Genomic DNA, 24,666 nt, shown 5'->3' with positions numbered 1-24,666 from the left:
CACTAAAATTTAACCGATAAAAAAAGCATGAAAACCAACCTCAAATTTTTAATGATACTGTTTTTAGGCAGTATTTCTTTGTGTGCCAACGCGCAGAATTATGTGCTTGATAAAACCATACCGCTTACGGGCGACGGCGGTTATGATTACCTCAGCATCGATGCCGTAAACAACCGTTTGTATGTTTCGCACGGGACGGCCGTAAACGTGATTGACCTCGCTACGGAACAAAGTATCGGCACAATCAGCGATATGAAAGGTGTGCACGGCATCGCCATTGTAAATCATTTAAACAAAGGTTTTATCAGCGATGGCAGGGCAAATGCAGCCGTTGTTTTTGATCTGAAAACTTTGAAAACAATTGCCACAATCCCGTTAACCGATGTGAACGGGCCGGATGCAATTATGTATGATCCTTCTTCCGATCGCGTTTTTACTTTCTGCGGAGAAAGTAATAATGCAGCGGTGATCGATCCGCAAACCTTGAAACAAATCGGAACGGTTGCGCTCGGCGGTGGGCCGGAATTTGCCGTTAGTGATGGTAAAGGCAAGATTTACAATAATTTAGAGGATAAAAACAGCATGGACGTGATTGATGCCAAAACCATGAAAGTGCTGAAAAACTTCCCGCTGGCACCGTGCGGCGGCCCAACCGGTTTGGCTCTGGATGCCAGAAACAAAAGGCTTTTTACCGTTTGCCGGGAAAATAAAGGTTTGAGCGTGGTGGATGAAACCAGCGGAAAAGTAATTGCCACCGTGCCGATTGGCGCAGGTGTGGATGCCGTGGCCTACGACCCTCAAACCAAACTCATCTTTGCCTCAAACGGCGACGGAACCACAACCATCATCAAACAAAAAACCGCCGATGAATATGCCGTTCTGCAAACTTTGCAAACACAATTCCGCGCAAAAACGCTGGCTTTAAACACCAAAACGCATAAAATTTATTTAAGCGTTGCCGATATGGTTGCTGGCACGCGCAAGGCTGTTCCGGGAACTTTTATAGTTTTGGTTTATAAGATGGAATGATTAAGCCGATGCTTCTTTTATCACCTAAAAAACAGTGAAATATAATTATGTTTTTTATTGAGATTGGTGTCTGTTTGAACTTTTACCGGCAAATTTACATGCTTCTTTTATGCCCATAAATTTCGCTTTTATAAGGATTTCCAATAAAAAACCCACCAAAATTTAGGCGATAAAAGAAGCATTGTAACTATTCTGAACAAAATTTAACCAAGCCATTAAAACGACCTTTTAGTAGCGGTCGGAAAATTAACTTATAGATTCCAATCTCCGGAAAAAATCAAATTATAACATTAAAAACGCAGGTTTTAAACAGCAGTGGTTTCTTGTTTGGCAAAGCTTTTACTTCGTTTATGGGTTAAATATTTCCTCACGGGGATATCGTAAATCACCATTACCAAATACGCTGCCCCAACCAGCATGATTAGCGCGGCTATAATAATCAGGGCAAGTTGCACGGTGCCTGGTTTGTGGCTGGCGTAATAATTACCAAACATCCATAACACGGCATAATGCGTCATGTACAATGGGTATGATATCTTTCCTAAAAAAACGCAGATTTTTTCTAAACCGGTTGTCAAAACAGCCCCTGCCCCCAAAGCAATCATCAAAGGGAAATAAAACAGCACGACTAATGGTTCAGTCAACCAGTTCCAACTGGAGGACGGCATAATAAAAGCCAGGAACAACAATAAAGCTATGCCGATAAACCCCAGCTTGTTTTTGATGATATAATTGTATCGGTAAACCAGCAGCCCTGCCAAAAAAGAATAGGATATCCGGGCACCGCCATCCCAAAAGGTAGGCCCGCTCCAGCCGCCCACTAAATTGCCGGAACGGTATGCCACAAAGCAAATAGCCACGGCGGAGAGCAAGGTCAGCAGCAGCAGATAGCCGCGGCGAACCCGATAAAGCACAAATGCGTAAACAATATTAGCGGCATATTCCCAAAACAATGACCAGGCAGGTGCATTAAAACTGAACAGGTTAAAGCTACGGTCGGCTATTAAAGGGAATGGGATAAGCAGTATCGAGCAAAGAAATGCCAGGATGATTTTACCTGTGTCATACAGTTCGGGATGACCGCCAAACGGATCGAACAAAAACGCCAGCAAACCTAATACCGAGCCTGCCACAACCAGCGGGTGCAGCCGGATGATCCTTGATTTAAAAAACTCAAGAACGCCCATTTTTGCTATACGGTCATCATACGCATATCCGATCACAAAACCCGATAGACAGAAAAAGAAATCGACGGCCAAAAAACCGTGCCCGATAAAATTTTCTTTAGGATCTGTATAAACCCATTCCATAAAATGAAACGTTACAACGGCCAGGGCAGCGATGCCTCGCAACCCGTCGAGAATTTTGTAATGCTGTTTTGTTTGCAGCATTGCAGGGGCAATGTGGTTTTTGTGCATTTAATGTAGATCTTGTCGGTTAAAGTTTGACGGGGCAATATCCGCTGCCCGCAGTTGCCCAAATTATTGAAAATTTACAATCCGACAAAATCCTTAAACGCTCAGAAAAGTACTGCACCAATGCAACATCAGGTTTTCAGGTTAAATTAAAGGTAAAATATAGCCTTTTGCCGATAAAATTTTGGTCAGGGTTTGCGGTCGCCATGGTTCATGCTCGTTTAATTGATTTTTCAGGATTTAGTTTTTGACTGTTGTTATTGCGCGGCCGATGAATTTTAGTGCATTATTTTACATGCTTCTTTTATCACCTAAAATTTGGTGGTTTTTTAGGAATTTTTTTCATCAGCAATAATTAGAAAGCAAAATTTTAGGGCATAAAAGAAGCATTGCAAACCTGTCAGGGGAAATTTTATCAAGCCCATATATTTATATTTTAAAAATCACAAACCAAAATATTTACAATCGATCAGGGCAGCAAAACAGCGTGCGGGTTTTGTGGCGGCAGTCTGGGCAATTGGCCAGGGCTACAAGCTGGTTTTAGGCAAATAGTATTATTGTAACCAGTTTCAATATCCCGGCAAATGTTTGATTTCTCAGTTAGGCTACAAAGTTCCTCAGTTAGGCTACAACCGGGGAACAACAGTGGCCAACCTTTGTACCGTTAACTTAAAAAATAGAAAATCATGACGTATCAGGAAAAAAACAAAGTTTGGTTTATTACCGGAACTTCTCGCGGTTTTGGTCGGATTTGGGCAGAAGCCGCACTTCAGCGTGGCGACAAAGTTGCAGCTACGGCCCGCTCGCTGGAAAGCATTGCTGATTTTAAAGAAAAGTATGGCGATAAAGTGCTGACGCTGGAGTTGGACGTAACCAAGCCCGATCAGGTAAAAACGGCATTAACACAGGCGTTTGATCATTTTGGCAGGCTGGATATTGTTTTTAACAATGCCGGATATTCTCTTGTAGGAACCATTGAAGAAGGCAATTTAGAAGATGTACGTGCACTGTATGAAACCAATATCCTGGGTGCGGTTTCCGTAATCCAGGCAGCTTTGCCATTGCTCAGAAAGCAGGGCTATGGGCATATACTGGGCACATCAAGCAACCTCGGCCATGTAACAGTGCCAATAATTGGCTATTACTGCTCCTCCAAATGGGCGTTCGAGGCGATCCATGAAAGCCTGGCTTCAGAAATCAAACCTTTCGGGATTAAGGTAACCATCATTGAGCCGGGTGCTTATGCAACTGAGTTTGGAAGCCCTGAATCTTTGAAGTTTTCAGAAGGCCTTGAGATTTACGCAGCTTTTAAAAAGAAAACCTTTGATGGCATAAAAGACCTTGAAAGGGGGAATCCGAATGCAACACCGGATGCTTTGTTTCAGGTTGTAGATTCTGAAAACCCGCCACTACGGTTTTTTCTTGGCAGCCACAATTTGTCAGATGTACGTAAGGCATATGCTGAGCGTTTGGCCACTTGGGAAGCTTGGGAAACCGTTTCTGATTCTGCCCAAGGTTGATATTTAACTAAGGGCCGCAAGCAGGGATAAATTTTTAAAGTACAAATCGCAACTGATAATACCTGATTATCGGTTGCGATTTTATAAATTGCTGGAAGATGAAAAAAAATGAAAACGTCCCGCACAGGTTTGCGTCTTTGTCCGATTTGCACTCGTCTATCGGCCTGGCAAAACCACTGCATCCGTTGATTAGTTTGCTGGACATAGAAAAGAACCAGGCTGCAGTAAATAATTTACCGCAATCCCATGTGCTGAACTTTTATAAAATATCATACAAACCGAAACTCAGCGGAAAATTAAAATACGGGCAGTATTATTACGATTTTGATGAAGGCGGTTTGTTGTTTGCCGCCCCGGGCCAGATTATTGGAAACGCTGAAAAAAACGAGCCTGACAATGCTGAAGCATGTTCTGAATATACGCTGCTGATCCACCCGGATTTTTTCCTGCACTCACCTTTCGCTATAAAAATCCGTCAATATGGCTTTTTCTCTTATTCTGCCAACGAAACATTGCATTTATCGGAAGAAGAAAAAGAAACTATTATTTCTATTTTTAAAATGATCGAAACCGAACTGAACAGCAGGATCGATGATTTTAGCCAGAACGTTATTATTGCCCAGGTTGAACTGTTGCTGAACTATGCAGACCGGTTTTATAAACGGCAATTTATAACCCGGAAAGCAGTGAACAATGACCTCCTCCAACAACTGGACAGCCTGTTAGAAGATTATTTTAACAACGAAACAACACTAAGCGAAGGCCTGCCCACGGTTAGTTATCTGGCCGCACATTTAAACCTTACGCCAACTTATTTAAGTGATATGCTGCGTTCGCTCAGTGGCCAAAATGCGCAGCAGCGTATACACGACAAGCTTATTGAAAAGGCAAAAGAAATACTGTCAACCACTGGTTTGTCCGCCAGTGAAACCGCTTACAGGTTGGGTTTTGAACACCCGCAATCATTTACCAAGTTTTTCAAGAACAAAACCAGTCAATCACCGCTTGAATTTAGGGCAAATTTTAATTAACTATAAATTCATCATACAGAGATTAATTATGCTAGACGAAATTCTTTTTCTTACCATAAATCTTGCATGCTTCTTTTATCGCCTAAAATTTGGTAATTGTATGGTCTGCAAAAATCATTAAAGCAAAATTTAGGTGATAAAAGAAGCATCAGAAACCTGATAAAAAATCAAAGACCTTCAATATTTTAAAACAGGTTATAAGCAGAATGATTAAATAAATGAACAAAGAAACTTCGAGGATCGAGGCTTTTAGCGATGGTATTTTTGCAGTTGCAATTACCTTGCTGGCCTTAGATATTGGTGTAGATATTAAAGGCATTGAAGCGCATCATCGTTTAGAAGCAACTACAGCTAAAGAATTATTGGGGCAACTTACCAACCTCTGGCCAAAAATTTTCGCTTATTTTAATTCTTTTGCTTCATTGTTATTGATCTGGATGTCTCATCATCAGCTATTTAAACTACTTCGTACAACAAATAACAAACTTATACTTGCTAACGGTTTGCTGCTTCTCGCGGTTGCTTTAGTCCCATTTCCTACAAAAACCCTGGGCGAGTTTTTAGGCTCTGATGCCCAAAAAACCGCAATCGTATTTTATACCGGATATTCTGTTGTTGTGGCCGTTTTATATTTGCTGGTGATGGCTGCGGCAAAAAGTAAAGCTAAAAATTTGTTCTTGCCAAATGTATCGGTAAAAGGGGTTCAAACAATTAGCAAAGGCTTGGAAACAGGGTTTTTTTTATGTGTGATGATTTTTGTGATTAGCCTTTTCGCCCCGGTTGTTGGGCTTTGCCTGCATTTTTGTATGTGGATCTATTGGGCCGTAACGGCAAAAGATAATGAAACGGATCATTAATGAAAATGAAATAAACTGAACCTGATTAAATTTTGAGTCAGTTTTATTTTGATTTAAAGTTTATTTTACATGCTTCTTTTATCACCTAAAATTTGGTGTTTTTAATAAATTTTTGAATCGACAAAAATTGTAAAAGCAAAATTTAGGTGATAAAAGAAGCATCACAGATTATTGTAAATGAAATCCTGAACAAACCTTTGTTTCAAAAAACAAAAGATTTTGCTGCCCAAGCCCGGGGTTCAATTTTAATATTTCTTTAACATCCGTTTAACTGAAAACACAAACTATTATCTTAGCGGTTTCTATCTGCAATAATGAAAAAATTTTATGGCACCGGGGTGGCCGTTATCACTCCGTTTCAAACTGATGGTTCTGTTGATTTTCCGGCTTTAAAAAACATCCTGGAAAACCTGATCGATAATGGGATTGATTACTTAGTTTCCCTCGGCACAACCGGCGAAAGTGCGGCTTTGTCTTCTGCAGAAAAAAAAGAAATCTGGGCTTTTACGGCCAAAACCATTGCCGGCCGCGTTCCACTGGTAGCTGGTATTGGCGGAAACTACACGCAGGAAGTTATAGAAAACATCCGAAGTTTTGACAAACGTGGCTTTGATGCAATTTTATCGGTCAGTCCGTATTACAACAAACCTACGCAGGAAGGTATTTATCAGCATTACAAAGCGGTAGCCGAAGCATCGGATTTGCCCGTGATTTTGTACAACGTGCCGGGCAGAACGGCGAGCAATATCTCCGCAGAAACCACCATCAGACTAGCCCGGGACTGCAGCAATATTATAGCGATAAAAGAAGCATCGGGCAATTTTGAGCAGTTTAACCAGATTATGCGTGATAAATCGGCAGATTTTATGCTGATTTCCGGCGATGATCCGGTTACTTTACCGATGATTGCGATGGGTGCAGTCGGCGTGATTTCGGTGATCGGAAATGCCGTGCCAAAGTTGTTTTCGGATATGGTGCGCTTATGTTTGGACGAAAAATGGGAAGCCGCCCGGACAATACACTATAAATTGATTGAATTTACACGGCTGATGTTTGCAGAAGGTAATCCCGGTGGCGTAAAAGAAGCACTGAAAATGAACGGTTTATGCGGAGATACCATGCGCCTGCCTTTGGTAAACGTAGCTGAAAAAACAGCCAGGCTAATTGCTGCGGAACTGCAAAAGTTAAACGCATAAAAACCCCGACTTTGCTATCGGGGTTTTTATGCGGTAAAAACAGCATTATTTTTTTGCAGGCTCTGTATTTTTGGTGTCTTGGATTTCCAAACGTATAGCCTGCGCCATATTTTTTAAATCCTGCATCCCTTTACGGATGCGTGTACCGGCGGCACTGTTTCCTTTGTTATAAAATTTTTCTGCATCGACTTCCAAACTTGCCAGCAGCTTTTTAATTTCTTCAAATTTTTTCATCGGGTAATAAGGTTAGGTTTTTATATAAGCTAATGTAATTTTTTTCAGCAAAACTTACAAATGTCGTACTGGAAACTTTTATCAGGATACAGTTTCAGCCAAGCCAAAAAATTGGTCATAAAAAAAGCACTGAAAACTTCAATGCTTTTTTTATGACCAATAAAAAGTCAGTTTTCTGCCAATGCAAACTTATGTTCTTTGTAATAACCGCTTTTTAGTTTTTCAGAAACTTCACTGTAAGCATCCAACGTACGCTGCACATCTTCTAAAGTATGTGTTGCCGTTGGGATAATCCGCAGCACAATCAACCCTCGCGGTATAACCGGATATAGCACAATAGAACAAAATATACTGTAATTTTCCCGAAGGTCCATCGTCAGGCTGGTTGCTTCTTCCAGTTCCCCTTTCAAAAATACGGGCGTAACCATCGTATTAGTAACCCCCAGATCAAATCCGCGAGCACGCAAGCCTTCTTGTAAAGCCCTGGCAATTATCCATAATTTTTCGCGCAGTTCAGGCCGGTTGATCAATAGTTCCAAACGTTTTCTTAAACCGATCACCATTGGCATCGGCAACGCTTTTGCAAAAGTTTGAGAGCGCATATTGTAGCGCATAAAGTTGACAATAGTTTTGGTTGATGCTACAAAAGCACCAATTCCAGCCATAGATTTTGCAAAAGTACCGAAGTAAACATCTACGCCATCAATACAATTTTGCGCTTCATGCGTACCGGCACCAGTTACGCCCATCGTGCCAAAACCATGTGCATCATCAATAAGCAAACGGAACTTATACTGCTCTTTTAAAGCTACAATTTCTTCTATTTTACCTTGTGCACCAGACATTCCGAAAACACCTTCCGTAATCACCAAAATACCGCCACCCGTTTGTTCGGCTAATTTGGAAGCCCGTTCCAGCTGTTTTTCCAAACTGGCCATATCATTATGCTGATAAACATAACGTTTGCCCATGTGTAAACGAACACCATCAATAATACAGGCATGAGATTCTGCATCATAAACAATTACGTCATTTCGATCTACCAAACTATCGATGATGGAAACCATGCCCTGATAACCATAATTGAGCAAAAAAGCATCTTCTTTGCCTACAAATTCGGCCAGGTCTTTTTCTAAAGCTTCATGTTGTGTAGAATTGCCCGACATCATCCGTGCACCCATCGGATAAGCCATACCATAATCTGCGGCCGCTTCTGCATCTGCTTTGCGTACTTCCGGATGATTGGCCAAACCCAGATAATTGTTCAGGCTCCAAACCAAATGCTCTTTTCCCCTGAATTGCATATGCGCATCAATATCACCTTCTAACCTCGGGAAGGAAAAATAACCGTGCGACCAGCTTTGATGCTGACCCAACGGACCCATATTTTTTTGTATTTTGTCAAATAAATCCAAAACCGTTTTATTTTAAAATGAATTTAATACGCTAAAATAGCGGTTAAGTTTTTATCAGCAAAAGAAGCACCAAATCTTACCTAAAAGATACAAAAAAAGGCCTTTGTAAATACAAAAGCCTTTTTTATCACACTTTTTTACCCTAATCTACATTATCATGCAAAAAAGAATTGTTAGGTCGGATTTCTGTTTTTCCTTCTTCATCAGCCAGTAATGAAAACCTGGAAATCTGGGTTTCTGATGAATGTACATTTTGCTGCAAAGCAACTTCTTTCCGTTTGTAGGCCGGCACGTTTTCCAATTCCTGGATATTGCCGCTTCTTAACTTCATGCTCAAATCTTTTAAACGCATAATCCGTTCGCGGGATTTGCGCAATTGTTCTTCTATCGATTCATCCGTTTTTGCATCATCTGCACCGGCGGCAACAGGCTGCACTTCTGGTTTTACCGGTTCCGGGCGTGTTTGTTCTGCAACAAAACTTTCTGCCGGTTTATCAAAACTGATCGGTTCTGCATACTTGACCGTGAAACCAGAATTTTCAGGTTCTGGTTCCTGCAACTTATCTTCTTCGGTTAAACGATAGCGGATTTTTCCGTTTTGTTCTTCACGTCCCGGTTCTTCCCACTTCTGGTAATTATTACCAACAGTTTGGTTTTCTTCCCGAACCCTCAAATAAGGCTCAGTTTTGTCTGTTTTACCGTTAGTTGACCCGGTAAATTCGTTTAAAGGTTTTACCAAAGGTGTTTCTGTAATTAAATGAGAGACAATTTTTTTACTGCTGATTGTTTTTTCGCGCTCGTCTTTGGTTTGAAAACCGGTTGCGATGATTGTTACAGAGATTTTTTCACCCAGGTTTTCATCCTGACAATTTCCCCAGATCAGATCTGCCATTAAACCGGCCTCTTCCTGAATATAATCGGTAATGATACTTACTTCGTCCATCGTTACTTCTTTGGACCCTGAACTGATATTAAGCAGGATATACCGGGCACCTTCAATTTCATTATCTTTTAATAATGGAGAAGCCAAAGCACCGCGCACAGCCTCATAAGCACGGTTTTCACCGGCTGAAGCATAGCTGCCCATAATAGAAACCCCGCTATCTTTCATCACAGTACGCACATCTTTAAAATCCACGTTGATGTAGCCAGGCAGCGTAATGATTTCTGCAATACCTTTGGCAGCGGTTGTTAAAATATCATCAGCTTGTGCAAAAGCAGCACCTAAAGTTAAGTTCCCAAAAATTTCCCGCAAACGATCATTAGAGATTACCAGGAAGGAATCTACATATTTACGCAGTTCTTCCATGCCTTCTTCAGCTTGCATTTTGCGGCGTTTACCTTCAAAAGAAAACGGCGTGGTAATGATCCCAACGGTTAAAATATCCAGTTCCCGGGCGGCTTGTGCAATTATCGGACTGGCACCGGTTCCGGTTCCACCACCCATTCCTGCCGTGATAAACAGCATTTTGGTGTTGGTGCCCAGCATTTGCTTAATATCGTCAATATTTTCTATGGCTGAATTTTTTCCGACTTCCGGGATTGAACCTGCACCCATTCCTTCTGTTAAACTGGCACCTAACTGCACCTTGTTCGGTATCGGACTTAACTCTAAAGCCTGTGCATCGGTATTGCAGATAATAAAATCAACACCGGTGATACCTTGCTTGTACATATGGTTTACAGCGTTGCCGCCGCCGCCGCCCACACCAATCACTTTGATGATGGAGGATTTTTCTTTTAACATTTCAAATTGCATAATGCCTGATCTTAAGCTATATAGATAGATTGAGGATTTGATTTAACACGAACGTAATATTACGTTTTTACTCTTAATATTTGGTGTACTTCTTTTATCGGGTAAATTTATTTCAAAAAGTCTTCATCTTTAATATCGTCTTTAATAAAGATTTTTCCTTTTTCAAGCATTCTCGAAAGCAAACCATGTTTTTTTTCTGAGGTAACAACCTGTTTTGCAGGGGTTTTTACTTCAGCAACTGTTGGTAATTCTGAATCTTCCATTTTCTGGATGCCTTTGATCAGCAAACCGATACCGGTTGCAAACATCGGACTTTGCAGATCATCAAAAATATTTTTTTGCAAAACTTCATTTTTTGCCAAATGTTCGCTCGGGTAACCGATGCGACAATCCAAACCGGTTACGTATTCTACCAGTTGCGGCAAGTGTTTTAAATCCGCACCGCCACCGGTAATCACTATTCCGCCGATCATTTTTTTCTCGTAACCGGAAGTTTTGATCTCGTAATAAACATGTTCAATAATTTCTTCCATCCGCGCCTGGATCACATAAGCCAGGTTTTTTACCGAAATCTCTTTCGATTCCCGCCCGCGCAAGCCCGGCACGCAAACAATTTCGTTATCCTTATTTTCTTCTGCCAGGGCTGATCCGAAACGTGTTTTCAGCATTTCTGCAATATTGCGCATTACCGAACAACCTTCGCGGATATCTTCCGTTACACTGTTTCCACCGAACGGAATAACAGCGGTATGGCGTATAATCCCTTCATGAAAAATAGCTACATCAGTAGTTCCGCCACCAATATCAACCAAAACAACGCCAGCTTCTTTTTCTTCCTCTGTTAAAACAGCTTCGGAGGAGGCTAATGGTTCCAAAATCAAATCGTGGCTTTCCAAATTGGCTTTGGTCACGCATTTTACAATGTTTTTAACCGCCGTAACCTGTCCGGAAATAATATGGAAATTTGCTTCCAGCCGCACACCGGCCATCCCGATCGGGTCTTTTATCCCCGGCTCGTTGTCCACCGTAAATTCCTGCGGTAAAACGTGTATGATCTCTTCGCCGGGAGGCATCACCAAATTGTACATATCTTCAATTAGCTTTTCAATGTCTTTCCGGTTGATTTCACGGTTCAAATCCCGGCGCGTGATCAAACCGCGATGCTGCAAACTCTTGATGTGCTGACCGGCAATCCCTACATTAACCACCCGGATCTCTACGTTGGATTGTGAAGCCGCAATCTCTATCGCCTGCGTAATGCCTTGCACGGTTTTATCGATATTGGAAACTACGCCACGCGTAACGCCGGCAGATTCGGCCTTGCCAATCCCCAAAATCTCTACTGTATTATCTTTACTTCTGCGGCCCACAATGGCGCAGATTTTTGTAGTGCCAATATCTAAACCAACTACAATTGGCGAACTTTTATCGTGACTGATAGAAACCTTTTCCATTTCTAATGTATGTTTTGAATTGTGTCTTGAATAATATGGTTAGTGTCTTGTAATATTTTTTTTGGTGATGCTGCCTCAACTTTTAATAAAGAATCGCTTTTTATGGCCACAACCTGGTTTGCATACTTAATGTTGATAACTTTATACGCTCCCCAGCCTACTTTAGGTATCGCTTTCTGATAAAAAATTAACAGGTTTTTAAATTTATTATCCAACGAATCTGCCGTGCCAAGCAAAATACGCTGGTTGCCCACGCGCGGGGTTAATTCTATTTCTTGGTTTTGCGCAACCGTAATTTGCTCAATCTGTGCATCCCACAAAGAATCCCTGCTGATAAAATCTGCCGTTTTAAACAACGCTTTTCCCAGTGCGGTGTGCAGCGTATCTACCCGGTTGATAAAAATCTCATCAATGTTGCCTGTTGCCACTAAAACCGGAGCCGTAAAATTGGCCGATAAGGGGATTTTTAAACCATACTGATCGATGTAAAAATCCTGACCAAAACGGTTTATTACGCGCAAAATCGGTTGCCTCTGCCGCACTTCTACATTAATTACCCCGTCCATATCGGTATAAACTTTTGCAAATTCTATAAACGGATTGGCCTGTAAGGTTTTTTCCAGCTGATGGATATTGATCTGATCCAGGTTTTTGCCCACCAGTGTATTTTTTCCGCCAACATGCAAAATAGAATTAATTTCCTGCCGATCTACAAAATATTGATTGCCGGGAATATAAATCTTTACTTCCTTACACAGCATCGATGCTTTTTTTATGCCGATAAAACTCATCAGCACAAAAAGCCCGCTGAGGCAAACTGCCCAGATCAGGCCAAAAGCCACATGTTTCCAGATCGGTTTTTTAAACATTTTGCAAGATGTTTTTTAAAGGTCCAACCATCTTGTCAATATCGCCGGCACCAACCGTCAGCAGTAATTCCGGCTGGTTCTGCCGTACATAATCCAATGCTTCTTTTACCGTATATTTTTTGTGCCCAGCGGGTTTGATCCGGTCTAAAATCATTTGCGCGTCCACACCTACAATCGGCAGTTCGCGCGCCGGATAAATATCCAGCAGCAGCAAATCATCGGCTTTGGCCAAAACTTCGGCAAAATCATCGGCAAAATCCCGCGTGCGTGTAAACAAATGCGGCTGGAAAATTACCGTCAGTTTTTTCTGCGGATACAGTGCTTTTACCGAAGTGATCGCAGCCTTTAACTCTTCCGGATGATGCGCGTAATCATCAATATAAATAATATTTTCTGTGTTGATGATGTATTCAAACCGGCGCTTTATCCCCAAAAAAGATTTCAAAGCCGCTTTGATTTCCTCCGAAGGAACATCCAGAAACAAAGCCGTTTGTATTGCCGCAACCGCGTTTTCCACATTGTGTGTCCCGGCGATGCCTAACTGAATATCCTTGATTTCAATTGCTTCGTTTTTGAAATCGAAATAATAATTTCCGTTTTTTATATTAATGTTTTCTGCGGAAACAGCTGCACCGCCTTCCACTGCATACGCAATTCCATCTAAAGGCAAACCTTTTTTAACAATTAGTTTTCCATCAGTTTTGAGTTGTAATGCAAACTGCTGAAACGATTTGACCATGCTGTTTTTATCACCATAAATATCCAGATGATCGGCATCCATGGAAGTAACCACGGCAATATCCGGGTGCAAAGTGAGGAAAGAACGATCGTATTCATCCGCTTCAACCACCAAAATTTCATTGCTGCCGAACAAAACATTGCTGTTGTAATTGGTGGCAATCCCGCCCAGAAAAGCGGAACAATCGTTGCCGCTTTCCCGCAAAATGTGCGCAATCATGCTGGAAGTAGTGGTTTTACCATGCGTACCGGCCACTGCAATGGTAAACATGCCTTTGCTGATGATGCCCAAAACTTCAGAACGTTTTTTAAGGATGAACTTCTTATCCTGGAAATAACTTAAAATCAAAGCATTTGCCGGGATGGCAGGCGTATAAATTATAAGTGTGCCGTCTTCCTGTTCATTAAAATCGTATGGGATATAATCGATTTCATCGTGGTAAGAAACTTCGATGTTTTCCTGCTCCAAGGCCGTTGTTAGCGGCGTTTGCGTTTTATCATAACCGGCAACCAAACAGCCGCGATGATTGAAATACCGCGCCAATCCGCTCATGCCGATTCCGCCGATACCAATCAAATACACCCGTTTTATGCTGTTCAGTTCCATCATTTTTTATGCCGTAAAAACAGCATTGGTTTTATTTTCCGTGATCTTTAATACTTCTTTTGCAATGTTTAAATCGGCATCGGGCATGGCCAGTTTACCAATTTGTGCACTTAGTTTTTGCTGCTGATTTTCATCCTGCAACAAAGCCAATGCTGTTTTTACCAGTGTTTTTTCGGCATCAGTATCCTTTACCAAAACCGCTGCATTTTGGTTGACCAAAGCCAGCGCATTTTTGGTTTGATGATCTTCGGCCACGTTTGGCGAAGGCACCAGGATTACCGGCTTTTTAACCATGCACAACTCGGCAATCGTTCCAGCACCGGCCCGAGAAATGATGACATCCGCAGCCGCATAAGCTAAATCCATCCTGTTTAAAAACTCCAGAACACAAATATTTGGCTGGATAGTTGAACCCAATTTTTCTAAAATCCCTTTGTAATAATATTTTCCTGTTTGCCAGATCAATTGTATGTCCGCAGCAATGATTTCTTTTAAACCAGCCAACATACATTTGTTTAAAGTGCCGGCACCCAAGCTTCCGCCGGTAACTAAAATTGTTTTTTTGGAAGAAGAAAGTTGGAAAAATTCAAATGCTTCTTTCCTTTTTCCTTCAATTGACACAGAACTTCTGCGGATCGGGTTGCCGGTTTTGACAATCCGGTCTGCCGGAAAAAACTGCTCCATGCCATCAAAAGCCACACAAATTTTCTGTGCTTTTTTTGCAAGATATTTATTGGTGATGCCAGCGTATGAATTTTGTTCCTGGATCAGTATCGGAACGTTTTTGACAGATGCCGCATATAAAAGCGGACCAGAAGCGTAACCGCCAACACCAACCACCACCTCGGGTTTGAAATTTTTGATAATGGTTTTGGCCTTGCCCACACTACTAAAAACCTTAAACGGCAAAGCCAGGTTTTTCAAAACAGAACCACGCTGAAAACCGGCGATGTCCAAACCTTCAATTTTGTATCCGGCGGCAGGGACTTTTTCCATTTCCATCCGTCCGTTGGCACCAACAAACAGCAATTCAGTCTCCGGATGCAGCTTTTTGAGCGCATCAGCAATAGCAATCGCCGGGAAGATATGCCCTCCGGTTCCGCCGCCGCTAATGATGATCCTTTTTGCCATTTCTTTGTTTAGTTTCTTATTTTGCTATCAGCTTTCTGCTTTGAGCCATTTACAAAAGCTGACGGCTGATAGCTATCAGCTTCACGCTGCAATTTCTTTTTCCCTGATCTCCCCTACAACTACTTTCCGGTTGTCTTCGTACTCATCAATGTGCCGGCTCACGGACAAAATAATGCCGAAAGCCACACTGGTAAACAAAATCGATGTTCCGCCCATACTTACCAAAGGCAACGGAACGCCCGTAACAGGACCTAAACCTACCGCAACTGCCATATTTGCAAATGCCTGGATCGTCAAGCTAAAACTTAAACCTGCCGCCAGCAATGCGCCAAACGCTTTTGGGGCTTTGGTTACAATTTTGATACAACGGTAAAGCAAAAACAGGTAAATAACAACCAGTGCAAAACCGCCAATCATCCCATATTCTTCAATAATGGTGGCGTAAATAAAATCAGAATATGGATGAGGCAAGTAATTACGCTCGGTACTGTTGCCCGGCCCTTTGCCAAAAATACCACCTGTTGCAATGGCGATTTTGGCGTGGTTGGCCTGAAAAGATTTATCAGGGTCAGCTTTTTCCGGATGCCGGAAAGTCTCGATACGGGTTAAGTACATATGACGCCTCGGCCCTAAAAAGAGTATCCCTAACAACAATATAAATCCTGCTAAACAAACTACCGAAATTTGTTTTACACTGATCCTACCTATAATCAATAGTAATATACTCACCCCGAATAGCATAAGGCCGGTAGATAAGTTGGCCCATGCAATCAAAACAAATACCAAGCAAACCGAACCCATGATCGGCATAAAAGATTCTTTTACATCTTTGATGTTTTCCTGCTTGCGCGATAAACTTCTCGCCAGAAAAGTTATCAGTGATAGCTTGGCCAAATCCGAAGTCTGGAATGTTAATCCGGTTCCGGGGATGGCGATCCAGCGGCTGGCATCATTTACGTGATTACCAAAAATCAGTGTATAAAGCAGCAGCGGGATCGTTACGATCATTAGGATTTTAGAAATCCCGGCATAATAACGGTAGTCTAATTTGTGCGAAACAAACATCAATGCTATACCGCCAAAAATCATGGCCATGTGCTTGATCAGATATGATTCTGCACCAACGCCATGTTTATAAGCCAGCGTTCCGGTTGAGCTGTAAACGGCCAGTGCCGAAATAACAGACAACAGGATTACGATAAGCCATATCCAGCGGTCGCCTTTGGTTTGACTGAGTATTCTATGCATGCTTCTTTTATCGGTATAATTTTTAGTTGATAGTCCTTAGTTCATGGTTGATAGCTCTATGAACTAAGAACTATTGGCTATCTGCTTTCTTATAACTCCTTCACCGCTGCTTTAAACTGCTGTCCGCGGTCTTCATAATTTCTAAATAAATCAAAACTGGCACAAGCCGGCGACAGCAAAACGGTATCACCTTTTTTAGCCAGATGGTACGCCATCTGCACGGCTTCCTGAGCAGAAAACGCGTTAACAATCATTTCCACTTCGTCTTCAAAAGCTTCGTAAATGCGCTTGTTGTCTTTGCCCAAACACACAATCGCTTTAACTTTCTGCTTTACCAATTCTTTCAGCATCGTATAATCGTTGCCTTTATCAATTCCGCCCAAAATCAGCACCACATCCGTGTTCATGCTTTCCAAAGCGTACCAGGTAGAATTAACGTTGGTTGCTTTGGAATCATTGATGAAACGGATGCCCGCTACATTGCCGGCGTGCTCAAGCCGATGCTCAATGTTCTTAAAATCGCCCATACTTTCACGGATGGTTTCGTTGCGCAGTTCCAGCACTTTGGCCGTAATGCCCGAAGCCATACTGTTGTAAATATTGTGTTTGCCCTGCAAGGCCAGTTCGCTGATGTTCATGCTCAGGTCTCCTTTATCAGTTAAAAAATACAGTTCGTCTTCATCCAGGTATGCGCCCTGTTCCACTTTTTTCCGGATGGAAAAAGGCAGTTGTTTGGCCTCGATTTTTCTTTTGCTGATGCCTTTGATGGTTTCTTCGTCATCAGCACAATAAATCACGTAATCTGCACCGGTTTGATTTTGGATAATACGGAATTTAGAATCTGCATAATTCTCCATTTTATACTCATAACGATCCAGATGATCGGGCGTAATGTTCAGCAAAACGGCAACATCAGCTTTGAACTGATACATATCATCCAGCATAAAGCTACTGATTTCCAGCACATAATGATCGTATTTTTCGGCAGCAACCTGGTAAGCAAAACTTTTGCCGATGTTGCCCGCCAAACCCACATTCAAACCGGCTTTTTTCAGCAAATGATAGGTTAAACTGGCGGTTGTTGTTTTTCCGTTGGAGCCGGTAATGCAGATCATTTTGGCATCGGTATATCTCCCGGCAAACTCAATTTCAGAAATAACCGGAATACCTTTGGCTTTCAGTTTTTTAATGATCGGTGCCTTTTCCGGGATACCCGGACTTTTTACAACTTCATTTGCCTGCAAAATAATTTCTTCAGAATGCTGGTTCTCTTCAAAATCAATGTTCCAATCCTGCAACTGCGCTTTGTATTTTTCGTCCATCAGTCCAAAATCAGAAACAAAAACTTTAAAGCCTTGCTTCCGCGCCAAAAATGCTGCGCCAACGCCACTTTCCCCGGCTCCGAGAATGCACAGAAACTGTCCGTTTCCGGCAGTTGTTGCTTGTGCTGTTTGATTCCCTGTTTCCATTTTTGCTGATGCTGTTTTTACTACCTTAATTTTAGGGTGACCATTGTTAAGATGGCCAGAAATATGCCGATGATCCAGAACCGCGTTACGATTTTGGATTCGTGATAACCTTTTTTCTGAAAATGATGATGCAGCGGCGACATCAGGAAAATCCGCCGGCCTTCGCCATATTTCTTTTTGGTGAACTTAAAATAACTTACCTGCAAAATCACTGAAACCAGCTCAATCAAAAAAATACCGCATAAAAGAGGTATCAGTAATTCTTTACGGATCATGATGGCGAAAGCTGCGATGATCCCGCCAATGGCCAAACTGCCGGTATCGCCCATAAAAATTTGTGCCGGATAAGAATTGTACCACAAAAAGCCTACACAGGCTCCCACAAAAGCACCTGCAAAAATTACCAGTTCGCCGGAATTTGGTATGTAAACGATGTTCAGATATTCGGCAATAACCGTGTTGCCCGAAACATAAGCCAGAACGGCCAGCGTTATCCCGATAATAGCTGAAGTTCCTGTTGCCAAACCATCAATTCCATCCGTAATATTGGCTCCGTTAGAAACCGCCGTAATGATGAAAATGGTAAAAAGCATAAACACAATCAGCGCATAATGCTCATAACCAGGACCGATAAACTTGATCACTTTGGCATAATCAAACTCGTTGTGCTTGTAAAAAGGCACGTTGGTTTTTGTTGATTTAATATCCTGCGTATAAACGTATTTGTTGCCCACCTGATGCACTTCTACCGGCACGTCATACTTTACCGGAAGCGTTACGGTTTGGCGGATCACGATTTCCGGACTGAAGTACATCGTCCAGCCGATAATCACCGATAAACCAACCTGACCAACAATTTTAAACCGTCCGGCCAAACCTTCTTTATTTTTTTTAAAAACTTTTATATAATCATCCAGAAAACCAACCGTGCCCATCCAGATCGTAGTGATAATCATCAAAATGATGTAGATATTATCCAGCTTGGCCAGCAATAAAGTTGGGATCAAAATGCCCATTAAAATCATGATGCCGCCCATCGTTGGCGTTCCCTGTTTCTGCATCTGGCCTTCCAAACCTAAATTTCTTACGGTTTCCCCAACCTGCTTTTTCTGCAGGTATTTGATGATTTTCCCGCCAAAAACCGTTGTGATTATCAGTGATAAAATAACCGACATGGCCGTGCGAAACGAGATGTACTGAAACACTCCAACACCCGGAATGTTATGGTTTTTATACAGATAAGTGAATAGGTAATACAGCATCAGCTCATCAGTTTAAATTGTTCTGCCAAAATCTGTTTATCGTCAAATGGCGTTTTTACACCTTTGATTTCCTGATATTTTTCGTGGCCTTTTCCGGCAAGCAAAATAATATCTTCGGGTTGCGCCAGATGACATGCTGCTTTTATTGCCTCTTTTCTGTCAGAAATTGAAAATACTTTTCTTTGCTGATCGGCTGTGATGCCAGCTTCCATGTCCTGGATAATTTGCGTCGGATCTTCAGAACGCGGATTATCGGAAGTCAGGATTACTTTATCGCTCCATTGGCAAGCCACATTGGCCATCACCGGGCGTTTGGTTTTGTCCCGATCGCCGCCGCAGCCAATTACTGTAATCACTTGTTCGTTGCCTTTGCGGATGTCTTTAATTGTGCTCAACACATTTTGCACGGCATCCGGCGTGTGTGCATAATCTACAATACCGATGATCTTGTTGGGGGAAATCAGGTAATCAAACCGGCCTTCTGCACCGGATAACCTGCTCAAAATAGTCAGCACTTTTTCCTGATCCTGACCCAGCATCATCGCCGCAGCATAAACCGAAAGCAAATTGTAAGCATTAAAACTTCCGACCAGTTTAAACCAAACTTCCTGCTGATCGATCTTCAACAATAAACCGCCAAACTGATTTTCAATAATTTTTGCCTTAAAATCAGCCATTGATTTCAGGCCATAAGTTTTTTGTACAGCTTTGGTATTTTGAAGCATCACGCGGCCATTTCGGTCGTCCAAATTTGTGAGGGCAAAAGCAGTATCAGGCAGTTCATCAAAAAAAGTTTTTTTGGCTTTTATATATTGATCGAATGTTTTATGAAAATCCAGGTGATCGTGTGTAATGTTAGAAAACATTGCACCGGTAAACTGCAAACCGGTAATCCGATGCTGCACGATGGCGTGTGAACTCACTTCCATAAAAGCGTAATCACAGCCCAGCTCTACCATTTCCTGTAGTAATTTATTCAGTGCAACCGGATCTGGTGTGGTGTGGGTTGCCGGAATCACTTCATTATTGATGCGGTTTTCTACAGTTGACAACATGCCGCATTTATAACCTAATTCCCGGAAAAGCTTGAAGAGCAGTGTTACAACCGTTGTTTTCCCATTCGTTCCGGTGATGCCAACTAATTTTAATTTGGTTGAAGGATGATCATAAAAGTTTGCTGCCGCCAAACCCAGCGCGAAAGATGCGGATGCTGTTTTTACATAGGAAATTTCAGGATTAATATTTGCCGGGATTTCCTCACACACAATCGCGACCGCACCGGCAGCGATGGCCTGATCGATATACTGATGGCCGTCCACCAAAGTTCCGCGCACCGCAAAAAACAAACAACCCGGAACTACTTTCCGCGAATCAAAAACAAGCGCAGTAATTTCCTGTCCCGGTTTTTGTAAACCAGCTGCCCCAGGGATTCCTGCACATATTTCTTTTAAAGATTTCATTCCAGTTCGAGTACAATTTTAGAACCTTTCGGGATCATGCTGCCCGCATCCACTGATTGCCTGATCACCGTTCCGCTGCCAATTACAGAAACTTTATAGCCCGAATTTCCCATGATAAACAAAGCATCGCGCAAACCCATACCTAATGTTGATGGGACAGCACCTTTTTTAGCAGCCGTTTCGCTTTCAATACCGTCGTTACTATCAATGGCCGCTTCTTTATTTTTAGCGTAAAGCGGTTTCAGCCCGAACTTGCTGTAAACTTCCTGTACCGCTTTTTGCTGACCCGTTTTCGTTTTTGGCGTTTTCCGGATGTTGTCCGTGAAGTGTAAATTGGTCTCAGTTTGATTGATGTCCAGATCAATGGAATAAACCTTATCTGCAATTTCCCTAAAAACCGGCCCCGAAACCAGCGCGCCGTAGTAAGCACCTTTCGGATCGTTAATCACCACGATCATAGAATATTTTGGGTTATCGGCCGGAAAATAGCCTACAAAAGAAGCCTGATACTGACTTTTTACTTTATATCCTCTGTTTCCGTCGGCTACTTGTGCCGTACCGGTTTTGCCGGCAATTTTGTATAACGGATTATGGATAACGTGATAACCGGAGCCAAACTTTTTATCGTCCACTACGCCTTCCAGCATCTTTTTTATTTTGCGCAGTGTATTGTCCGAACATATTTTTTCATTGATTACACGGGCTTCAAATTGCTGGATGGGATTGCCCAACCTTCGTATTTCCCGCACAAAAATCGGGGCGATGTACTTTCCGTTATTAGCCACGGCGTTATAAAAGGAGAGCATTTTTAAAGGGGTCAATTGCATTTCATAGCCATAAGCCATTTGCGGCAACGTCATATTTTTGTTCCAACTACGGTTTTTAGGGTTTTTGATGACCGGCTGCGCTTCACCCGGGATTTGCAGCCCCATCTTTTCATTTAGATGCCAATCGTATAAATGATCGGTAAATTTTGACTGATCGTTTGCATAACTGGTGTTTACCATCTTAGCGATCGCCGCATTTGATGATTCCTCAAAAGCTTGTTTTGCTGTTATGGTTTGTATTTTTGGATGCGAATCTTTAATTAACTTCCCCGGGATCTGATAATATCCTGTACCGATAAGCGTGTTGGTATCTATTTTATGATCTTCCAGCAAAGCCATATAAGAGGCCAGTTTAAAGGTTGAACCCGGATCCTGATTTCCGGCAATTGCATAATTAAATTTTTCTTTATACTGCCCTGGTGCCACTTTGGTAAAATTGGCAACCGCGCGCACCTCTCCTGTTTTTACTTCCATCAAAATTACCGCACCATGATCTGCATCACTAATGGCCAGCTGCTTTAACAATGCACTTTGGGCAACGTCCTGAAAATTTACATCGAGTGTAGAAATTATATCGGCACCTTCTTTTGGCGCAATCTCAAAATCATCATTTACAGGTTTCCAAACATTACCTACAATGCGCTGCTCCAGCCGTTTGCCCGTTTCTCCATTGATAAAAGAAGCATAGGCTCCTTCTAATCCAACCGGATTTTTAACATTTTCATTTTTATAACCAATGGTTCTGGCTGCCAATGATTTATAAGGCAAAATACGCTTGTTGTTTGTAATCACAATTAAACAACTGCCATAATGCCCCATACTGAACAATGGAAATTTTTTAATTTTCTTGAGATCTTGAAAAGAAACATTTCTTTTTAACAGCAGATACCTCACTTTATCGCGGCGTGCATTGCGCAAAATCCTGGAATAGTCACGGAATGATTTATCCCCAAAAAACGAAGATAGTTTCATCGCCAGTGAATCTACCTTACCATAAAAAACTTTGTCTTCCGCAATAGCACCACCAACCATATCCATGTGCAACTCATATTCAGGCACAGAAGTGGCCAGCATACTGCCGTCTATTGCAAAAATATTTCCGCGGCTTGCTTCGATGTCTTTGTACCGAACAGAAATACTGTCCTGCATGGCTGTCCATTTTTTACCCTGTAAAAACTGCACACGGCACAGTTGCACCATTACTGCCCCAGCAAATAACACAATCAGGCCAAAAGCCAGATATACACGCAGCAATATGTTGGTCCTAATGCTCATCGGTGGTCACCATAATTTTTTGCGGAGGTTCTACAGAAGTTTTTAACCCCAAAGTATCGGTCCGTTTTTCTACTTCTGTCAGTGTGCTTTTAAATGCTAATTCTGCTTTGGTGGTTTTATAGTCCCAGCTCAGTTCTTTTACCTGTTTAGATAGTTTATCAATCTCCCGCATGGTATTTTCGGCCATATGTCGGTTGGCAATGTAAACCATCGCCAAAAAAGCTACAAAAAAAATAAAGGGCAACATGCGGGTTGCGGCTTCGGTAGAAACCACTCCTTTTTGAAAAAACAGTGTAAAAAAATTGTCCGGGATTTTGCCGACAGGCGGCTTTTCTTCCACAATTAATTCCTTTTCCAGTTCTTCCTCCAGAATTTCTGCACGTAAACGGTTCATCTTTTTACAGCTATCCTTAATTTGGCACTGCGTGCCCGGTTGTTCATTTTTATTTCTTCTTCGGAAGCTGTCAGGGCACCGCGACTAAAACTATCAAACGGTTTCAAATCATTTCCGAAAAAATCCTTTTCTACTTCTCCGCGAAATTTTCCTTTGGCAATAAAGTTTTTTACCAGTCGGTCTTCCAGCGAATGATATGACATCACCACCAGCCTGCCGCCCGAAACCAGCACATCAGCGGTTTGCAGCAAAAATTCCTGCAAAGCCTCCAGTTCCTGGTTTACTTCGATCCGCAAAGCCTGGAAAACCTGCGCCAGGTACTTATTTTCTTTTCCTTTCGGGATCAGGTTCCGGATTGCTGTTTTCAGTTCTGCAATGGTATTGATTGGCTGATTTAACCGTGCCGTTACTACTGTTTTTGCCAGCGTTTTTGCGTTTTGCAATTCACCGTACATCCCGAAAATGCGGTGCAGCTCTTCTTCAGCATAAGTGTTGATGATTTTCTGCGCAGTCAGTTCACCGCTTTTGTTCATCCGCATATCCAGATCAGCATCAAAACGGACAGAAAAACCGCGTTCTGCTTCATCAAACTGATGTGAGGAAACGCCCAGATCGGCCAAAATCCCGTCAACCGGAAGCGCATCGTACAACCGGCAGGAATTTTTTAAATATTTAAAATTTTGTTCTACAAAAGTAAAACGATCATCATCAGGCACGTTTTGCCTGGCATCTTCATCCTGATCAAAAGCCAGCAAACGGCCTTTTTTGCCTAATTTATCTAATATTTTTTTAGAATGGCCGCCGCCGCCAAAAGTTACGTCCACATAAATACCATTTGGCTTTATAGCCAGTGCATCGATGCATTGCTGCAGCATTACAGGTGTGTGGTAGCTACTCGTTTGTACCATTTTTTTTGTTGCCCATTACTTCTTCCGCCAGGTTGGCAAAATTTTCCGGTTCATTGTCCAATTGTTCGTCGTATGCGGCTTTTGCCCAAACTTCTATTTTATTCAAGTTGCCGGCCAGCACCACATCTGTTCCGATACCGGCATAATCCAGTAATGCTTTCGGAAAAAGTACCCTTCCGGCGGCATCCGGAACGATTTCTGTTGCCCCGCGGGTAAAATATCTTACAAAATCACGGTTCTTTTTTTCGTATTGATTCAATTTTGACAGATCATCCAGTATCAAATCCCACTCCTTGCGCGGATAAACCACCAGGTGTTTTTCAAATCCCCGATTGATCACAAGTCCCTCACGTTCAGCTTCCGGAAGCTGTTTCCTGAGGTTAGAAGGGATCATCATCCGCCCCTTTGCATCAAGCTTACATTCAAATTCACCTAAAAAATGCGGCATTATCCTGGTTAGGGTAATATTTAATGAGTAAAAGTATAAAAATTACCACCTTTTACCACAATTCCCCACTAAAAGTTTTCAACAAAGTTTTTTAGAGGTTTTATGCAGATAATTTATTGG

Annotated in this window: 21 protein-coding genes; 5 read left to right on the top strand and 16 right to left on the bottom strand. The window is 42.0% G+C overall.

From position 1 onward, the window contains the following. Nucleotides 1-27: 27 nt before the first annotated feature. Nucleotides 28-1,029 carry a hypothetical protein gene (locus tag ACOFKR_RS05480; RefSeq protein WP_419803015.1) on the top strand — a complete coding sequence of 334 codons (1,002 nt, stop codon included), beginning with the start codon at nt 28-30 and terminating at the stop codon, nt 1,027-1,029. 305 nt (nt 1,030-1,334) lie between these two features. On the opposite strand, the gene ACOFKR_RS05475 is transcribed toward ACOFKR_RS05480, so the two are convergent. After that, nucleotides 1,335-2,447 carry an acyltransferase family protein gene (locus ACOFKR_RS05475; protein WP_419803014.1) on the bottom strand — a complete coding sequence of 371 codons (1,113 nt, stop codon included), beginning with the start codon at nt 2,445-2,447 and terminating at the stop codon, nt 1,335-1,337. Between the two features lie 683 nt (nt 2,448-3,130). Between ACOFKR_RS05475 and ACOFKR_RS05470 the strand changes: the two genes are divergently transcribed. From ACOFKR_RS05470 to dapA, 4 genes are all read left to right on the top strand, one after another. Then, on the top strand, nt 3,131-3,964 hold the full coding sequence (locus ACOFKR_RS05470; RefSeq protein ID WP_419803013.1) for an SDR family NAD(P)-dependent oxidoreductase: 834 nt from the start codon (nt 3,131-3,133) through the stop codon (nt 3,962-3,964). 98 nt (nt 3,965-4,062) lie between these two features. Continuing rightward, nucleotides 4,063-4,995, top strand: a complete 933-nt coding sequence (locus ACOFKR_RS05465; RefSeq protein ID WP_419803012.1) for a helix-turn-helix domain-containing protein — start codon at nt 4,063-4,065, stop codon at nt 4,993-4,995. Nucleotides 4,996-5,213: 218 nt separating this feature from the next. Next, nucleotides 5,214-5,852 (top strand): TMEM175 family protein, encoded by a 639-nt coding sequence (locus ACOFKR_RS05460; RefSeq protein ID WP_419803011.1) that lies wholly within the window; start codon nt 5,214-5,216, stop codon nt 5,850-5,852. Nucleotides 5,853-6,166: 314 nt separating this feature from the next. After that, a complete protein-coding gene (dapA, locus tag ACOFKR_RS05455) occupies nt 6,167-7,048 on the top strand; it encodes a 4-hydroxy-tetrahydrodipicolinate synthase (protein WP_419803010.1) in 882 nt (293 codons plus the stop codon). 45 nt (nt 7,049-7,093) lie between these two features. Here dapA and ACOFKR_RS05450 read toward each other — a convergent pair whose 3' ends face one another. The 15 genes from ACOFKR_RS05450 to mraZ all read right to left on the bottom strand — a co-directional run bounded on the left by ACOFKR_RS05450 (nt 7,094) and on the right by mraZ (nt 24,546). Next, complete coding sequence (locus ACOFKR_RS05450; protein WP_419803009.1) at nt 7,094-7,282, bottom strand: histone H1; 189 nt, start codon at nt 7,280-7,282, stop codon at nt 7,094-7,096. Nucleotides 7,283-7,449: 167 nt separating this feature from the next. Further along, entirely contained in the window at nt 7,450-8,697 is a 1,248-nt protein-coding gene (locus ACOFKR_RS05445) for an aminotransferase class I/II-fold pyridoxal phosphate-dependent enzyme (protein WP_419803008.1), read from the bottom strand. A gap of 142 nt (nt 8,698-8,839) precedes the next feature. Continuing rightward, on the bottom strand, nt 8,840-10,456 hold the full coding sequence (gene ftsZ, locus ACOFKR_RS05440; RefSeq protein ID WP_419803007.1) for a cell division protein FtsZ: 1,617 nt from the start codon (nt 10,454-10,456) through the stop codon (nt 8,840-8,842). 107 nt (nt 10,457-10,563) lie between these two features. Then, on the bottom strand, nt 10,564-11,910 hold the full coding sequence (ftsA, locus tag ACOFKR_RS05435; protein ID WP_419803006.1) for a cell division protein FtsA: 1,347 nt from the start codon (nt 11,908-11,910) through the stop codon (nt 10,564-10,566). Between the two features lie 2 nt (nt 11,911-11,912). After that, entirely contained in the window at nt 11,913-12,779 is an 867-nt protein-coding gene (locus tag ACOFKR_RS05430; RefSeq protein WP_419803005.1) for a cell division protein FtsQ/DivIB, read from the bottom strand. Then, nucleotides 12,772-14,124, bottom strand: a complete 1,353-nt coding sequence (gene murC, locus ACOFKR_RS05425) for a UDP-N-acetylmuramate--L-alanine ligase (protein WP_419803619.1) — start codon at nt 14,122-14,124, stop codon at nt 12,772-12,774. Before murC ends, ACOFKR_RS05430 begins: the two co-directional genes overlap by 8 nt. A 6-nt stretch (nt 14,125-14,130) precedes the next feature. Further along, nucleotides 14,131-15,255, bottom strand: coding sequence for an undecaprenyldiphospho-muramoylpentapeptide beta-N-acetylglucosaminyltransferase (murG, locus tag ACOFKR_RS05420; protein WP_419803004.1), 1,125 nt, complete (start codon nt 15,253-15,255; stop codon nt 14,131-14,133). Nucleotides 15,256-15,336: 81 nt separating this feature from the next. Next, nucleotides 15,337-16,503: an FtsW/RodA/SpoVE family cell cycle protein gene (locus tag ACOFKR_RS05415; protein WP_419803003.1), complete on the bottom strand. Its 1,167-nt coding sequence runs from the start codon at nt 16,501-16,503 to the stop codon at nt 15,337-15,339. A gap of 89 nt (nt 16,504-16,592) precedes the next feature. Beyond that, a complete protein-coding gene (murD, locus tag ACOFKR_RS05410; protein ID WP_419803002.1) occupies nt 16,593-17,972 on the bottom strand; it encodes a UDP-N-acetylmuramoyl-L-alanine--D-glutamate ligase in 1,380 nt (459 codons plus the stop codon). 20 nt (nt 17,973-17,992) lie between these two features. Beyond that, nucleotides 17,993-19,234, bottom strand: a complete 1,242-nt coding sequence (gene mraY / locus ACOFKR_RS05405) for a phospho-N-acetylmuramoyl-pentapeptide-transferase (RefSeq protein WP_419803001.1) — start codon at nt 19,232-19,234, stop codon at nt 17,993-17,995. Beyond that, the gene (locus tag ACOFKR_RS05400; protein WP_419803000.1) at nt 19,234-20,694 is read right to left on the bottom strand and encodes a UDP-N-acetylmuramoyl-L-alanyl-D-glutamate--2,6-diaminopimelate ligase; all 1,461 of its coding nucleotides are present in this window, start codon (nt 20,692-20,694) and stop codon (nt 19,234-19,236) included. The genes mraY and ACOFKR_RS05400 overlap by 1 nt, the downstream gene beginning before the upstream one ends. Beyond that, nucleotides 20,691-22,796: a penicillin-binding protein gene (locus tag ACOFKR_RS05395; protein ID WP_419802999.1), complete on the bottom strand. Its 2,106-nt coding sequence runs from the start codon at nt 22,794-22,796 to the stop codon at nt 20,691-20,693. The genes ACOFKR_RS05400 and ACOFKR_RS05395 overlap by 4 nt, the downstream gene beginning before the upstream one ends. Then, entirely contained in the window at nt 22,786-23,190 is a 405-nt protein-coding gene (locus ACOFKR_RS05390) for an FtsL-like putative cell division protein (protein ID WP_419802998.1), read from the bottom strand. The genes ACOFKR_RS05395 and ACOFKR_RS05390 overlap by 11 nt, the downstream gene beginning before the upstream one ends. Then, the gene (gene rsmH / locus ACOFKR_RS05385; protein ID WP_419802997.1) at nt 23,187-24,098 is read right to left on the bottom strand and encodes a 16S rRNA (cytosine(1402)-N(4))-methyltransferase RsmH; all 912 of its coding nucleotides are present in this window, start codon (nt 24,096-24,098) and stop codon (nt 23,187-23,189) included. The genes ACOFKR_RS05390 and rsmH overlap by 4 nt, the downstream gene beginning before the upstream one ends. Then, entirely contained in the window at nt 24,082-24,546 is a 465-nt protein-coding gene (mraZ, locus tag ACOFKR_RS05380) for a division/cell wall cluster transcriptional repressor MraZ (protein WP_419802996.1), read from the bottom strand. Before mraZ ends, rsmH begins: the two co-directional genes overlap by 17 nt. Nucleotides 24,547-24,666: the final 120 nt, after the last annotated feature.

The sequence above is a fragment of the Mucilaginibacter sp. genome (assembly GCF_965201005.1).
Classification (GTDB): Bacteria; Bacteroidota; Bacteroidia; order Sphingobacteriales; family Sphingobacteriaceae; genus Mucilaginibacter_A.
Note: the sequence above shows the minus strand (reverse complement) of the source record. Positions and strands in the feature narration are given on the sequence as shown.

What these genes read in the sequence shown, in the direction of transcription:
- ACOFKR_RS05480 (WP_419803015.1), top strand. Translation starts at nt 28, where the DNA reads ATGAAAACCAACCTCAAATTTTTAATGATACTGTTTTTAGGCAGTATT.
- ACOFKR_RS05475 (WP_419803014.1), bottom strand. Translation starts at nt 2,447, where the DNA reads ATGCACAAAAACCACATTGCCCCTGCAATGCTGCAAACAAAACAGCAT.
- ACOFKR_RS05470 (WP_419803013.1), top strand. Translation starts at nt 3,131, where the DNA reads ATGACGTATCAGGAAAAAAACAAAGTTTGGTTTATTACCGGAACTTCT.
- ACOFKR_RS05465 (WP_419803012.1), top strand. Translation starts at nt 4,063, where the DNA reads ATGAAAAAAAATGAAAACGTCCCGCACAGGTTTGCGTCTTTGTCCGAT.
- ACOFKR_RS05460 (WP_419803011.1), top strand. Translation starts at nt 5,214, where the DNA reads ATGAACAAAGAAACTTCGAGGATCGAGGCTTTTAGCGATGGTATTTTT.
- dapA (WP_419803010.1), top strand. Translation starts at nt 6,167, where the DNA reads ATGAAAAAATTTTATGGCACCGGGGTGGCCGTTATCACTCCGTTTCAA.
- ACOFKR_RS05450 (WP_419803009.1), bottom strand. Translation starts at nt 7,282, where the DNA reads ATGAAAAAATTTGAAGAAATTAAAAAGCTGCTGGCAAGTTTGGAAGTC.
- ftsZ (WP_419803007.1), bottom strand. Translation starts at nt 10,456, where the DNA reads ATGCAATTTGAAATGTTAAAAGAAAAATCCTCCATCATCAAAGTGATT.
- ftsA (WP_419803006.1), bottom strand. Translation starts at nt 11,910, where the DNA reads ATGGAAAAGGTTTCTATCAGTCACGATAAAAGTTCGCCAATTGTAGTT.
- ACOFKR_RS05430 (WP_419803005.1), bottom strand. Translation starts at nt 12,779, where the DNA reads ATGTTTAAAAAACCGATCTGGAAACATGTGGCTTTTGGCCTGATCTGG.
- murC (WP_419803619.1), bottom strand. Translation starts at nt 14,124, where the DNA reads ATGGAACTGAACAGCATAAAACGGGTGTATTTGATTGGTATCGGCGGA.
- murG (WP_419803004.1), bottom strand. Translation starts at nt 15,255, where the DNA reads ATGGCAAAAAGGATCATCATTAGCGGCGGCGGAACCGGAGGGCATATC.
- ACOFKR_RS05415 (WP_419803003.1), bottom strand. Translation starts at nt 16,503, where the DNA reads ATGCATAGAATACTCAGTCAAACCAAAGGCGACCGCTGGATATGGCTT.
- murD (WP_419803002.1), bottom strand. Translation starts at nt 17,972, where the DNA reads ATGGAAACAGGGAATCAAACAGCACAAGCAACAACTGCCGGAAACGGA.
- mraY (WP_419803001.1), bottom strand. Translation starts at nt 19,234, where the DNA reads ATGCTGTATTACCTATTCACTTATCTGTATAAAAACCATAACATTCCG.
- ACOFKR_RS05400 (WP_419803000.1), bottom strand. Translation starts at nt 20,694, where the DNA reads ATGAAATCTTTAAAAGAAATATGTGCAGGAATCCCTGGGGCAGCTGGT.
- ACOFKR_RS05395 (WP_419802999.1), bottom strand. Translation starts at nt 22,796, where the DNA reads ATGAGCATTAGGACCAACATATTGCTGCGTGTATATCTGGCTTTTGGC.
- ACOFKR_RS05390 (WP_419802998.1), bottom strand. Translation starts at nt 23,190, where the DNA reads ATGAACCGTTTACGTGCAGAAATTCTGGAGGAAGAACTGGAAAAGGAA.
- rsmH (WP_419802997.1), bottom strand. Translation starts at nt 24,098, where the DNA reads ATGGTACAAACGAGTAGCTACCACACACCTGTAATGCTGCAGCAATGC.
- mraZ (WP_419802996.1), bottom strand. Translation starts at nt 24,546, where the DNA reads ATGCCGCATTTTTTAGGTGAATTTGAATGTAAGCTTGATGCAAAGGGG.